The organism is Amycolatopsis sp. NPDC026612 (assembly GCF_040638285.1).
Classification (GTDB): Bacteria; Actinomycetota; Actinomycetes; order Mycobacteriales; family Pseudonocardiaceae; genus Amycolatopsis.
Genome location: NZ_JBEZYB010000085.1, coordinates 1 through 12723, shown reverse-complemented (window position 1 = coordinate 12723; position 12723 = coordinate 1). Strand labels below are relative to the sequence as shown.

The 12723-nt window shown below is 73.2% G+C and carries 11 protein-coding genes and 1 pseudogene; 7 read left to right on the top strand and 5 right to left on the bottom strand.

The window, feature by feature from the left end; all coding sequences use genetic code 11:
• Positions 1-217: 217 nt before the first annotated feature.
• Positions 218-1852 (top strand): acyl-CoA synthetase, encoded by a 1635-nt coding sequence (locus AB0F15_RS38620; RefSeq protein WP_360281666.1) that lies wholly within the window; start codon positions 218-220, stop codon positions 1850-1852.
• A 69-nt stretch (positions 1853-1921) separates the two neighbouring features.
• On the opposite strand, the gene AB0F15_RS38615 is transcribed toward AB0F15_RS38620, so the two are convergent.
• Entirely contained in the window at positions 1922-2218 is a 297-nt protein-coding gene (locus AB0F15_RS38615) for a nuclear transport factor 2 family protein (RefSeq protein ID WP_360281664.1), read from the bottom strand.
• A 76-nt stretch (positions 2219-2294) separates the two neighbouring features.
• On the opposite strand from AB0F15_RS38615, the gene AB0F15_RS38610 reads away from it, so the two are divergent.
• The gene (locus AB0F15_RS38610; RefSeq protein WP_360281662.1) at positions 2295-5261 is read left to right on the top strand and encodes a LuxR C-terminal-related transcriptional regulator; all 2967 of its coding nucleotides are present in this window, start codon (positions 2295-2297) and stop codon (positions 5259-5261) included.
• A 1-nt stretch (position 5262) separates the two neighbouring features.
• Here AB0F15_RS38610 and AB0F15_RS38605 read toward each other — a convergent pair whose 3' ends face one another.
• Positions 5263-6192: a hypothetical protein gene (locus AB0F15_RS38605; RefSeq protein ID WP_360281658.1), complete on the bottom strand. Its 930-nt coding sequence runs from the start codon at positions 6190-6192 to the stop codon at positions 5263-5265.
• Between the two features lie 424 nt (positions 6193-6616).
• On the opposite strand from AB0F15_RS38605, the gene AB0F15_RS38600 reads away from it, so the two are divergent.
• From AB0F15_RS38600 to AB0F15_RS38580, 5 genes and pseudogenes are all read left to right on the top strand, one after another.
• Positions 6617-7369, top strand: a complete 753-nt coding sequence (locus AB0F15_RS38600) for an SDR family oxidoreductase (RefSeq protein WP_360281656.1) — start codon at positions 6617-6619, stop codon at positions 7367-7369.
• On the top strand, positions 7366-8448 hold the full coding sequence (locus AB0F15_RS38595; RefSeq protein WP_360281654.1) for a phosphotransferase family protein: 1083 nt from the start codon (positions 7366-7368) through the stop codon (positions 8446-8448). The genes AB0F15_RS38600 and AB0F15_RS38595 overlap by 4 nt, the downstream gene beginning before the upstream one ends.
• Positions 8430-9085, top strand: a pseudogene (locus tag AB0F15_RS38590) (histidine phosphatase family protein). The gene AB0F15_RS38595 and the pseudogene AB0F15_RS38590 overlap by 19 nt, the downstream one beginning before the upstream one ends.
• A 10-nt stretch (positions 9086-9095) precedes the next feature.
• Positions 9096-10013: an SMP-30/gluconolactonase/LRE family protein gene (locus tag AB0F15_RS38585; protein ID WP_360281652.1), complete on the top strand. Its 918-nt coding sequence runs from the start codon at positions 9096-9098 to the stop codon at positions 10011-10013.
• Positions 10013-10402, top strand: coding sequence for a VOC family protein (locus AB0F15_RS38580; RefSeq protein ID WP_360281650.1), 390 nt, complete (start codon positions 10013-10015; stop codon positions 10400-10402). Before AB0F15_RS38585 ends, AB0F15_RS38580 begins: the two co-directional genes overlap by 1 nt.
• A gap of 191 nt (positions 10403-10593) precedes the next feature.
• Here AB0F15_RS38580 and AB0F15_RS38575 read toward each other — a convergent pair whose 3' ends face one another.
• From AB0F15_RS38575 to AB0F15_RS38565, 3 genes are read right to left on the bottom strand one after another with little or no spacing between them, the layout of a single operon-like run.
• The gene (locus AB0F15_RS38575; protein WP_360281648.1) at positions 10594-11421 is read right to left on the bottom strand and encodes an enoyl-CoA hydratase family protein; all 828 of its coding nucleotides are present in this window, start codon (positions 11419-11421) and stop codon (positions 10594-10596) included.
• Positions 11418-12110: an SDR family oxidoreductase gene (locus AB0F15_RS38570; protein ID WP_360281646.1), complete on the bottom strand. Its 693-nt coding sequence runs from the start codon at positions 12108-12110 to the stop codon at positions 11418-11420. The genes AB0F15_RS38575 and AB0F15_RS38570 overlap by 4 nt, the downstream gene beginning before the upstream one ends.
• Positions 12107-12595: a hypothetical protein gene (locus tag AB0F15_RS38565; RefSeq protein ID WP_360281644.1), complete on the bottom strand. Its 489-nt coding sequence runs from the start codon at positions 12593-12595 to the stop codon at positions 12107-12109. Before AB0F15_RS38565 ends, AB0F15_RS38570 begins: the two co-directional genes overlap by 4 nt.
• Positions 12596-12723 lie beyond the last annotated feature (128 nt).

Here is a 12723-nt window from a genome sequence, read left to right as displayed (position 1 = left end):
GACTTGGGGCGAAGCCCCAGATGTCACTGCCATTTTCAGGGGGCTCGGGTGGCGGAGCTCTCGGCTTGGGGCGATGCCCCGGATGTCCTCGCCGGGTTCCGCTCGCTTGCGGGCTGGTGCGTTCGGCGTACGGTTGGTTTACTCTCCGGTAGCCCCCATACCGCCGGTACGCCCCCGTCGGCGTGGGCTCTCTTCCCGCAGCAACGGAGGTGCCTGGATGAGCCTGGTCGCGCTCGCCACGACGGTGGCGGACAAGGTGGCCGAGACGGTGCGCAGCGTCGACGTGATGCGGCGGGCGGGTCTCGTTCCCTTCCCCCGGCTCGACGAGGGCGTGCGCTCGCTGGTCGCGCTGCGGAAGTACGGCCCGTTCGCCGGTGCCAACCACATCTCCGCCCGCCGCGACCCGGCCGCCGTCGGCATCGTCGACGAGCTGGGTCCGCTCACCTACAAGCAGCTGGACGACCAGTCGAACGCGCTGGCCAGGGCCTGGTCCGAGCGCGGCATCGAGCCCGGCCAGGTCGTCGCCGCGCTGTGCCGCGACCACCGCGGCCTGGTGCTCACGATGGCCGCGGCGGGCAAGCTCGGCGTCCGCCTGCTGCTCATGAACACCGGGTTCGCCAAGCCGCAGCTGGCCGACGTGGCCGAGCGCGAAGGCGTCACCGCGCTCGTCTACGACCAGGAGTTCACCGGCCTGCTCGACGCGATCCCGGACGGCGTCGACCGCTACCTCGCGTGGGTCGAACCGGGCTCCGACCTGACCGACCGGACCGTTCCGGTGCTCGACGAGATCATCGCCAGCACCGACGACCGGCCGTGGCCCCCACCGGCCAAGCCCGGCGGTTTCGTGCTGCTGACCAGCGGCACCACGGGCACGCCGAAGGGTGCGCCGCGGCCGCACACCTCCGCGCTGGCGTCGGCGCAGTTCCTCGACCGGATCCCGTTGCGGTCCAACGAAGCCACCTACATGGGCGCGCCGCTGTTCCACGGCACCGGCCTGTCTCAGTTCATCCTGTCGTTCGCGCTCGGCTCGAAGGTCGTGATGCGGCGCAAGTTCAACCCCGAGGAAGCGCTCCGCGGCGTCGCCGAGCACAAGTGCACCGCGCTCGTGCTGGTGCCGACCATGCTGCAGCGCATCGTCGACCTGCCGGAGGACGTCCGGCGGAAGTACGACACGTCGGCGCTGCGGATCATCTTCGTCGCCGGCTCGGCGCTCTCGCCGGACCTGGGCAACCGGGCGCACGAAGCGTTCGGCCCGGTCGTGCACAACCTCTACGGCTCGACCGAGGTCGCGGTGGCGACGGTCGCGACGCCGGCGGACTGGGCGAAGGCACCGGGCACGGTCGGCCGCGCGCCGGTCGGCTGCAAGGTGGCGCTGTACGACCCGCAGGGCCGCCCCATCACCGAACCGCACGTCACCGGCCGCGTGTTCGTCGGCAGCGGGCTGAGCTTCGGCGGCTACACCGACGGCCGCCACAAGGAGATCATCGACGGCCTGCTCTCCAGCGGCGACGTCGGCCACTTCGACGAGGACGGCCTGCTGTTCATCGACGGCCGCGACGACGAAATGATCGTCTCCGGCGGCGAGAACGTGTTCCCGATCGAGGTGGAGAACCTGCTGGTCGAGCGGGAAGACGTGATCGAGGCGGCGGTGATCGGGGTGGCGGACCCGGAGTTCGGGCAGCGGCTGAAGGCCTTCGTGGTGCGGGCCGAGGGCTCGGACCTCGACGTCGAGGGCGTCCGCGACTACGTCAAGGCGAACCTGGCCCGCTACAAGGTGCCGCGGGACGTCGAGTTCCTGGACGAGCTGCCGCGCAACGCGACCGGGAAGGTGCTGCGCACCAAGCTGTCATAAGCGCTGTCATAGCCGAGGCTTCGCCTCGGGCCGGGGGCTTCGCCACCCGGACCCCCCGAAAACCGGGTGTCATGAGCCACGCTGCACGTTGACGACCAGCCAGCGCCCGTCGCGGCGCTCGGCCACCACCGTGCAGGCGACGCCGTCGCGGTGCCCGGTCGCGACGCCGACCGACGGCGTCACCTGCAGGCGCGTCCACCGGAACGTGCCCGCCGGGGTGCGGCCGGGCCAGCCGGCCTTCCCGAGCACGCGCCCGGCCGGGCCGTCGCCACGGAAGCCGTCGGCGAGCAGCGGTGCCAGCGCTTCGGTGTCGCCGTCGGCGTCGGCGTCCCGCCAGCGGGCCAGCAGCTCTTCGAACGTCTCCACGGCTTCGAAAGTCGCAGGAATCGAGTGGCCGGACATCGGCCACCTGGCCGAGATCCACTGGCAGACTGGCCGGGCCATGACTGCGACGAAACTCCTCCCGGCCGGCACGGTCACGATCCTCTGCGCCGGCGACGCCGCCCCGGTCGTCTTCGCGACCCCGGCCGAGGCGCTCGCGGCCCTGGCCGGCGGCCCGGCGGCCGTGCACACCGGGGACGTGCTGATCCGCGACGACGGCACGCCTGCCGGGCCCGCCGTCCGCCGCTGCGAACAGCTGCGCGCACTGGCGGAGGACGGCCGGGTCCTCGTGTCGGCGCGCACCGCGGCGGCCCTCGGCGACGCCGCTGTCCTGCACGACCTCGGCGTCCACCGCCTGCCGGACCTCACCGCGCCCGAGCGGGTCTTCGAACTCGGCGAGCCGCCCGATCCGCGGCCGCTGCGCTCGCTCGACACGGTCCCGAACAACCTCCCCGTGCAGCTGACCGGGTTCGTCGGCCGCGAGGCCGAGGTCCTCGAGGTGCGGCGGCAGCTCGCCGGGACCCGGTTCGTCACGCTGGCCGGCCCCGGCGGCAGCGGCAAGACGCGGCTGGCCGCGCAGGTCGCCGCCACGGCGGAGTGGCCCGGCGGCGTCTGGTGGGTCGAGCTCGACGCGGTGACCGGGCGTGCCGAGGTCGCCGATCTGGTCGCCGCGACCCTCGGTGTGCCGGTGGAGCCGCACGTCGGCGCGGCGCGCTCGGTCGCGACGGAGCTGCGCGACCGCCGCGCGCTGCTCTGCCTCGACAACTGCGAACAGGTCCTCGAGGGCGCCGCCGACGTCGCGGTCGAGCTGCTGCGGACCTGTCCCGAGGTCGCGGTGCTGACGACCAGCCGCGAGCCACTGGACGTGCCGGGGGAGACGGTGTGGCGGGTCCCGCCGCTGGCCGTCGAGGAAGCCGTCGCGCTGTTCGTCGAGCGCGCGGGGGCGGTCCGGCCGCTGTTCACCTTGGACGCCTCCAGCGCGGCCGCCGTCCGGTCGATCTGCACCCGGCTCGACGGCATCCCGCTGGCCGTCGAGCTGGCCGCGGCGTGGCTGGGCACCCTGGCCCCGCACCAGATCGACGCCGGCCTCGACGACCGGTTCGCCCTTCTCACCCGCGGTCCGCGCGGGGTGCCGGCACGCCAGCGGACCCTCGAAGGCTCGATCGCGTGGAGCCACGACCAGCTCGAAGCCGAAGACCGCGCGCTGTTCCGGCGGCTCGCGGTGTTCGCCGGCGGGTTCACCCTCGACGCGGCGGGCGGCCCGGCTGTGCTGCCCGCACTCGGCCGGCTCGTCGACAAGTCCCTGGTGCTGGCGGAAAGCGGCCGGTACCGGCTGCTGGAGACGCTCCGCGAGTACGCGGCGGCCCGGCTGGCCGAAGCGGGGGAGACCGCCGCCGCCCGCGACCGCCACCTCGACCACTACCTGGCCGTGGCCGAAGCCGCCGAGCCCGATCTCGACCGCGACAAGGACGCCTGGCGGGCGCGGGTGGAGCCCGAGCGCGACAACCTGCGCGCGGCTCTGGAATGGGGGCTGGACCAGGACGACCCGACCCGCGGCCGCCGGCTGGCCGCCGCCGTCGCGTGGCTGTGGAACCTGCGTGGCCGCGGCCACGAGGGCCTGGCCTACCTGAAGCGCGCGGTCGTCCGGTGCCCGGAAGACCGGACGTCGCTGCAGGCCCGGCTGCTCACCGGGATCGGCCTGGTGGCGGACACGACGGCGCCGTTCGACGTCGAAGCCGCGCGGCAGGGCCTGGACCTCGCCACCGAACTCGGCGACGCGAGCCTGCGTGCCCGGTGTGTTTCCCTGACCGCCCTCGGCCACCTGTACACGGACCTGGACACCGCCTGGGAGCTCGCCGTCGAAGCCGCGAAGGTAGCCGAAGTCGCCGGAGACGGCTTCGCGCGGGACAGTGCGTTGATGCTGCGCGGGATCGTCCGGTTCGCGCGCGACCGCTACGACGAGGCGGCGCCGCTGCTCGACGAAGCGGCCGAAGGGCTGCTGAGCCGGGGCGACCGGGGCCTGGCGTCGACCGTCCTCAGCGTCCGGTCCGGGATCGCCCTCGCCGCGGCGGACCTGCCGCGGGCCCGCGAACTCGCCGAGCGCGCCGTCGACGTGGCCGCGCCGCTCGGTGACTTCCACCGGGTCAACACGACGCTGTGCCGGCTGGCGCTGGTGCACTGCGTGGCCGGGGACGTCGACGCCGGGTTCCGCGTGATGGAGCCGTTCCTGCGGCTGGTGGAAACCGCCGGTGACGTCTTCGTGCCGGGCATGGCGGGCGTGCTGGGCGAGCTGCACCGGCGGCGCGGCGAGCTCGAAGCCGCGTTGCGCTGGTTCGAGCGCGAAGCGGTGCCCGGGACGTACATGGCAGCGCAGGGGCTGGCCGAGCGCGGCGCCGTGCTGCGCGCGCTCGGCCGCACCGAAGAGGCCGTGGAGGTGCTGGCCATCGCCGTCGACCTCACCCGCCGCTGGGCCTTGCCCTCGCTGCTGGCCGACGCCCTGGACCAGCAGGGCTACCTGGCGGCGCCCGAGCAGGCCGCCGACCTGCACCACGAAGCGCTGGACCTGCGCCTCGGCCACGGCCTCCGGCTGGGGCTGCTGGCCAGTCTCGACGCGCTGACGACGTTGTTCGCCCGCACCGGCCGCGCGAGCGACGCCGCGCGCGTGTTCGCGTCGGCTTCCCAGGCCCGGACGGAGCTGGGCGTTCCCCGCCGTCCCGCCGACCAGGCCGGCTTGGCCGCGCTCGGACTGGCGACGGCCGAGCCGCCGATGGGCCTCGACGACGTCGTGGCGTTCGTGCGCCGGACCCGCGGCACCCGCGGCCGGCCGTCGAGCGGCTGGGGCAGCCTGACGCCGACCGAGCTCGAGGTGGTGAAGCTGGCCGCGGCGGGGTGCACCAACCCCGAGATCGGCACCCGGCTGTTCATGAGCCGCGGCACGGTGAAGACGCACTTGGCGCACGTCTACGCGAAGCTCGGCGTCGCGAACCGCACCGAACTGGCCACGTTCGCGGCGGCCCACCCGGGCTGAGTCAGTCCCAGTCGATGCCGAAGACGCCGGGGCCGAAGTCGAACGTCACCGCGTGGACGCCGTCGGCGCCGTCGAGCTTGAGCGGGCGGCGGGCGAGCGCGCCGTTCGCGCCGTCGCGGGAGTACTGCCAGCAGCGGCCGGGTGCGGTGCCCGGCGCGAACCGGACCTCCAGGAGGTACTCGCGCACCGGGCGGCGGAACTCGCGGTAGTGGGTGTTGCGGCACTCCGGGTACGGCGGCCCGCCGTTGGTGAGCGTGTACTCGATCAGGTGCGTCTCGCCCCGGTTGATCGGCTGGTCGAAGAGCAGCTCGGCGACGATCAGGCCGTGTTCCTCGTCGATCTCGGCGCGGCCGACCCGGCAGTTGCGCACCGCGTGCAGCTCGGGGGCACCCGCCGCCGGATCGTCCTGGGTGTACACCAGCAGCCAGCGGTCCTGGCCGTCCGCGGCGGCCTGGAACACCGCCCGCGCGGTCACCGCGCGTTGCCCGCCGTCCTCGGCGATTTCGCACAGGTCGTGCAGCCCGACCATCTTCAGCGGCTGCCGGCGGTCGAGTGCGTGCGGCGCGCCCACCTTGTCCAGCAGCGGCTGCAGCACCTGCCGCGGGAACGACATCGGCTCACCGCCGGCCTGGCGCTTCCCGGCGCCGCCGCGGGGCCGGGGCGGCGGCAGCAGCCCGAGCAGGGACCCGGCGGGGACGGCCAAGATCTCTTCGAGCGTGCGGACGGCCGAGAGCGAGCTCTGGCGCTCCGGCTGCCGCTTGCCCGACTGCCAATAGCTGAGCGCGGTGACGCTGACGACGACGCCGCGGGCCCGCAGCCGCGCCTGGATCCGGTCGAGCGACAACCCGCTGGTGGCGATGGCCGCGCGCAGTTCGATGGCGAACGCGGTGCGCCCACTCTCCTGGCCGTCACCCGCCGTGCTGCCCGCCATTGCTGAAATCCCGACCCGCCCCGTGCCGTCCCCCGACGATCCCCGACACGGAGCACGTTAGCAGGATTCCCGGCGCTCTCCGTGCCCCTCTTCGGCGGGGTCGCCGGGCGGCCCGCTCGGGCGAACGGGCTAGTACTGGCAACTGTGAACCATTGCCCCGGCCTGGGCCGACGCGCTTTCATGACTTGCCTGCGCCGGTGGCTCCGCCTCCCCCTCACGGCCCGCCCGGGCGCAGGTGCGACCGGCCGCGCAAGCGGTTCCGGCTCCGGTTCACCCGGCCGCGTTGTGCGACCGGCCGGTGTGGCCGCGCGATGACCGGTGGCCCGGCGACGCCCCCAGCGCCGGGCCACCGGTCTTGTTACCACCGGGTACTCCCGACCCCCACCCGCAACGGAGGCGCTTCGCGCCGTTGTAAGTTCTGGCCATGGTCCTCCGGAAGAACATCCTGATCACCGGCGCCAGCAGCGGGTTGGGCGAAGGCATGGCCCGCCGGTTCGCGGCGAAGGGGCGCAACCTCGCGCTGTGCGCGCGGCGCACCGAGCGGCTCGAAAAACTGGCCGCCGAACTGACCGCGGCGCACCCGGGGATCAAGGTCGTCACGCGCACCCTCGACGTCACCGACCACGACCGCGTGTTCACCGTCTTCGAGGAGTTCCGCGCCGAGCTCGGGTCCCTCGACCGGGTGATTGTGAACGCCGGGCTCGGGAAGGGGCAGCGGGTCGGTACGGGCCGGTTCGACGCCAACCGCCAGACCCTCGAGGTCAACTTCGTCGCGGCCGCCGCCCAGATCGAGGCCGCCGCCGGGATCTTCCGCGAGCAGGGCGCCGGCCACCTCGCCGTCATCTCCTCGTTCAGCGCGCTTCGCCCGTTCCCGGGCAAGCTCACCGCCTACGCCGCGTCGAAGGCCGGGATCTCGGCGTTCGTCGACGGCACCCGGATCGAGCTGAAGCCCCGGGGCATCGCCGTCACCGACGTCCGGCCCGGCTACATCGAGTCGGAGATGAACGACCGCATCGGCCGGAACCCCCTGCTGGCCAAGGCCGGGCACGGGGCCAGTGCGCTGGCCAAGGCGATCGAGGCCGAGCGGGCCCGGGCCTACGTCCCGGCGTGGCCGTGGGTGCCGCTGAGCGTCGTCATGCGTCTCGTGCCGGCCGCGCTGCTGCGGAAGTTCGCATGAACACGAACACCACGGTCGACGTCCACGCGGAGGACGCCTTCGACGTCGCCGCGGTGCACGCCTGGCTGAGCGCGAAGACCGAGGGCCTCGGGGCCGAACCGCCGCAGGTGCGGCAGTTCCCCGGCGGCGCGTCCAACCTGACGTACCTGCTGACCTACCCCGATCGCGAGCTGATCCTGCGCCGCCCGCCCGCCGGGCACAAAGCCGCGTCGGCGCACGACATGCGCCGCGAGTACCGCGTGCAGCACGCGCTGAAGCCGGTGTTCCCGTACGTGCCCCGGATGGTGGCGTTCGGGGACGACCCGGCCGTGCTCGGCGGCGACTTCTACGTCATGGAGAAGCTGGACGGCCTGATCCTGCGCGGCGACCTGCCGCGGGGGATGACGCTGACCGCCGGGCAGGCGCGCGAGCTGTCCGGCAAGGTCGTCGACCGGCTGGTGGACCTGCACGCCGTCGACGTCGGGCAGGCCGGGCTCGCCGACCTCGGCAAGGGCGCGGGGTACGTGGGGCGGCAGGTGCGCGGCTGGTCGGAGCGGTACGTCGCGGCGCGCACCGACAACGTCGGCGACTTCGCCGAGGTGCGCGCGTGGCTGGCGGACAACCAGCCCGCCGAGGTGAAGATCTGCCTGATCCACAACGACTACCGGCTCGACAACCTGGTGCTCGACGACCCGTCGACGCTGAACATCACCGGCGTCCTCGACTGGGAGATGGCCACGCTCGGCGACCCGCTGATGGAGCTGGGCAGCATGCTCGCCTACTGGGTGCAGGCCGGGGACGACGACGCCATGCACGCGAGCCGCCGCCAGCCGACCCACCTGCCCGGCATGTTCACCCGCGAGGAGTTCGTCGCGCGTTACGCCGAGAAGGCCGGGCTCTCGATCGGCGACTGGCGGTTCTACGAGGTCTACGGCCTGTTCCGGCTCGCCGCGGTGCTCCAGCAGCTCTACCGGCGGTACCGCGACGGCGCCACCCGCAACCCGGCGTTCAAGGACTTCTGGCAGTTCGTCGGGTACCTGGACTGGCGCTGCCGCGAGATCATCGCGAAGGGACGGGTCCAGTGGGCGCGATCTACCTGATCCGGCACGGACAGGCGTCGTTCGGCGCGGCGGACTACGACGCGCTGTCCCCGCACGGCTTCGAACAGTCCACTGTGGTCGGTGCGGAACTGCTGCGGCGCGGCGTTTCCTTCAGCCAGGCCCGGTCCGGATCGCTCGCGCGGCAACGGGACACCGCGGCCACGGCCCTGAAGGTGCTCGGCAGCGACGTCCCGGTGGCCGAGGACCCGCGCTGGAACGAGTACGACCACGTCGACATCGCGCGGCACCACGCCGGCGGCGCCCCGCAGGAGGATTCCCGGGCCTACCAAGGGCTTCTCGACGCGGCGCTGGCGGCGTGGACGTCGGCCGGCGCCGCCGGGCCCTGCGCCGAGACGTGGCCCGCGTTCCGGGAGCGGTGCCGCGGCGCGCTGGCCGACCTGGTGGCGGCGCTGGGCAAGGGTGAGCACGCGGTCGTGTTCACCTCCGGCGGCGTGATCGCACGCTCTGCGGCCTGCTCATGGGAACGCCCGAAGCCGGGCTGCTCAAGCTCAACCGCGTCACGGTCAACGGCGGGATCACGAAGCTGGTGGCCGGCCGCGGCGGCGTCACGCTCCTGTCCTTCAACGAGCACCCGCACTTCGAGGCGGATGCGGCGTCGTTGCTCACCTACCGGTAGGAGGCACTCGGTGCGGTTCGGCGAAGTCACCCTCATCCCGGTGAACGGCCACGGCCCGGAGGACGTCGTCGTCGACGGCGAGGGCCGGATCTACACCGGCGTCGACGACGGGCGCATCCTGCGGCTGTCCCCCGACGGCCACCGGATCGACGTCATCGCCGACACCGGCGGCCGTCCGCTCGGCCTGGAGCTGTACGGCGAGGACGAACTGCTGATCTGCGACGCGCGGGCCGGGCTGCTGGTCGTGCCGCTGGCCGGCGGCGCGGTTTCGGCACTGGCGACGTCGGCACTGGGCCTGGACTTCGTGTTCTGCAACAACGCGGCGGTGGCCGCGGACGGGACCGTCTACTTCACGGATTCCTCGCGCCGCTTCGGCATCGACGACTGGCGCGGCGACCTGATCGAGCAGACCGCGGGCGGCCGGTTGCTGCGCCGCTCCCCGGACGGCTCGATCGACCTGCTCCTCGACGGCCTCCAGTTCGCGAACGGCGTCGCGCTGGCGCCGGACGAGTCGTTCGTGGCGGTGGCGGAGACCGGCGCGTGCCGGGTGTCACGCGTGTGGCTCGGCGACGGCCGGTCCGACGTTTTCCTCGACGGCTTGCCGGGCTTCCCGGACAACATCTCGACCGGCACGGACGGGCTGATCTGGGTCACGCAGGCATCCCCGCGCGTGCCGGCCCTGGACGTGGTCCGTCGGTTGCCGGCCTTCCTGCGGGCGGGCATCCGGGCGCTCCCGACGTCGTTGCAGCCCCGCCCCGGCCGCGAGGTGGGGGTGCTGGGCGTCGCGGCGGACGGCACGGTTGCGCGGGAACTGCGCGGCGAGATCGCGGGGTTCTCCATGCTGGTGGGCGTCCGCGAGTGGCGGGGGCAGCTGTACTTCGGCTCTTTGGCGGAGTCGGCGATCGCGCTGACACCTACCATCGGGTGATGCTGAGCAACGTCCGGATCGAAGCGCGCATCCCCACCCAGGACCTGGCCCGCGCCCGGCGCTGGTACGCCGAGAAGCTCGGCCTCGAGGCGGTCGAGGAACGCGAAGGCGGCCTTCGCTACGAAGGTGCGTCGGGCGTCTTCTGCCTGTACACCTCGGCCGGAGCGTCCGACGCGTCGTTCACGCAGGTGGCGTTCTACGTCGACGACCTCGAAGCGACGGTCGCCGTGCTGCGCGAGCGCGGCGTGGTGTTCGAGGAGTACGAAGGCATGCGCGGCAGCATCATGGAGATCCGCGGCAACTACCCGAGCAAGGGCAGCGGGGAGCGGGCCGCGTGGTTCCGCGACAGTGAAGGCAACCTGATCGGGCTGGGCGAAGTGGTCCCCTGACGCACTACCACGCCCAAAGCGGCACTTTCACGTGAAAGCTACGCCTTTGGCACGGGCGTAGCTTTCACGTGAAAGTGACCTGGAGTGGGGGCTCCGGAACGAGGAGAGGGGGCGCGCGTCACCCCCGATGAGCGCGGTTCCCGGCCGGGGATCGCCCGTGATCGCGCCGCCTCGAACCCGACGGCGGCCCGTCAACGGCCCGTCCAGCGCGGCTCCCGCCCGGCGGACCAGGCCGCGTAGAACTCCTTGTGGTCCTTCGCCGTCATCAGCAACGCCTGCGTCATCGCCTCCAGTTCGATCGCGCTGCCCAGGTCCATGTCCAGCTCGCGCGTCAGGAGCACCTTCGTCGTCGCGTACGCCAGCGCGGGGCCGTCCGCCAGGCGGCGCGCCAGCGCCGAAGCCGCCGCGGGCAGCTCCTCGTCGGGCACCACCTGGGTGGCCAGGCCGATCTCCGACGCCCGGGAAGCCGAAACCTTGTCGCCGAGGATCAGCAGTTCCGTCGCCCGGCCGAGGCCGACCAGCCGGGGCAGCAGGTACGCCGACCCCATGTCCGCACCCGCCAACCCGACCTTCGTGAACAGGAACGCGAACTTCGCCGACTGCGCCAGCACCCGGAAGTCGCTGGCCAGTGCGATCACCGAGCCCGCTCCCGCCGCCACCCCGTTGACCGCCGCGATCACCGGCAGGGGGCACTCGCGCAGCGCCTTCACCACCGCACCCGTCATGCGGGTGAACTCCAGCAGCTCCGCCGTCTCGAACTTCTGCAGCTCGCCGATGATCTCCTCGACGTCGCCGCCCGAGCAGAACCCGCGGCCGCGGCCGGTGATCACCAGTACCCGGACGTCCTCGTGCTGCGGGAGCTCGATGACCAGGTCGCGCAGGTCGGCGTACACGTCGAACGTCAGCGCGTTCAGCTTCTCCGGCCGGTCGAGCGTCACCGTGGCGACGCCGTCGGCCACCGTGAACTCGAAGTGCTCCCACTCCTCCGTCAGCGGTGCGGTCGCGCGGAACGGGCTCATGACTGGATTCCTCCGCCGTCGAGTACGAGGGTCTGGCCGTTGATCGCGGCCGCTTCGGGCGCCGCCAGGAAGGAGACGGCGAACGCCACCTCCGCGGGTTCCAGCAGCCTGCCGAGCGCGGAGGCCGCCGCCAACGCGGACTCCGCTTCGGAAGCGGCACGTCCGGTCCGCGAAGCGATCCGCGCCACCGAGGATGCCGTCATGTCGGTGCGGACCCACGTCGGGCAGACCGCGTTCGCCGTGACGCCGGTGCCGGTCAGCTCCGCCGCCACCGCCCGCATCAGCCCGGCCGCCGCGTGCTTCGACGCCGTGTAGCCGGCCGTGTAGCGGTAGCCGACGTGCGACGCCGTCGACGCCACCGTGACGATCCGGCCGCGGTCGCGCTCGCGCATCCCCGGCAGCACCGCGCGGGTGCACAGGAACGCCCCGGTCGCGTTGACCTCCAGCTGCCGGTTCCAGTCCTCGAGCGACGTCCGCGCAACCGGGGCGCTGGACGAAACGCCGGCGTTGTTCACCAGCACGTCCACCGGCCCCGCCGACGTGAAGTAGGCCGAGACGGCTTCCTCGTCCGTGACGTCGCACTCGGCGCTGCCCGGCGCGAGCACCGTGTCACCCGCGGCCCGGAACCGGTCCGCGATCGCCGCGCCGATGCCGCGGGTGCCGCCGGTGACCACCACCAAGCGGCTCACGGACGGGCCGCCAGAGCGCGCCGGTCGAGCTTTCCGTTGGCGGTGCGGGGGAGCTCGGTCATGAAGACCACCTCTCGGGGGTACTTGTGCTTGGCCAGGTGGGCTTTCGCGTGCTCTTTCAGGTCTTCCGCCGACACCGCGGAGCCGGGCCGCAGCACGACGTACGCGCGCGGCACGACCAGGCCGCCGGCCGCGTGGCCGACGACCGCGCAGTCCACCACGGCGGCGTGGCCGAGCAGGCAGTCCTCGATTTCGCCGGGCGCCACGAACACGCCGCCGACCTTGAGCAGCGCGTCGGCCCGGCCGTGGTGCCGGAAGTACCCGTCGGAGCTGCGGCTGAACAGGTCACCCGAGGTCAGCGTGTCGCCGTCGAACGTCCGCGCGGACTTCTCCGGGTCACCGAAGTACTCCAGCGCGATCGTCGGCCCGGTCACGCGCAGCGGCCCGATTTCCCCGTCGGGCAACGGGTTCCCCAGCTCGTCCACGACCTGGGCGGTGTAACCGGGAACGGGCGTGGGGGGGGGGGCGGGGCCGGCGGGCCCCGGCCGGGGGGGCGGGGGGGTGTTGTTGGCCGCGGCCGGGGCCATACCCAGCACCACCCCCCCCCCCCAGC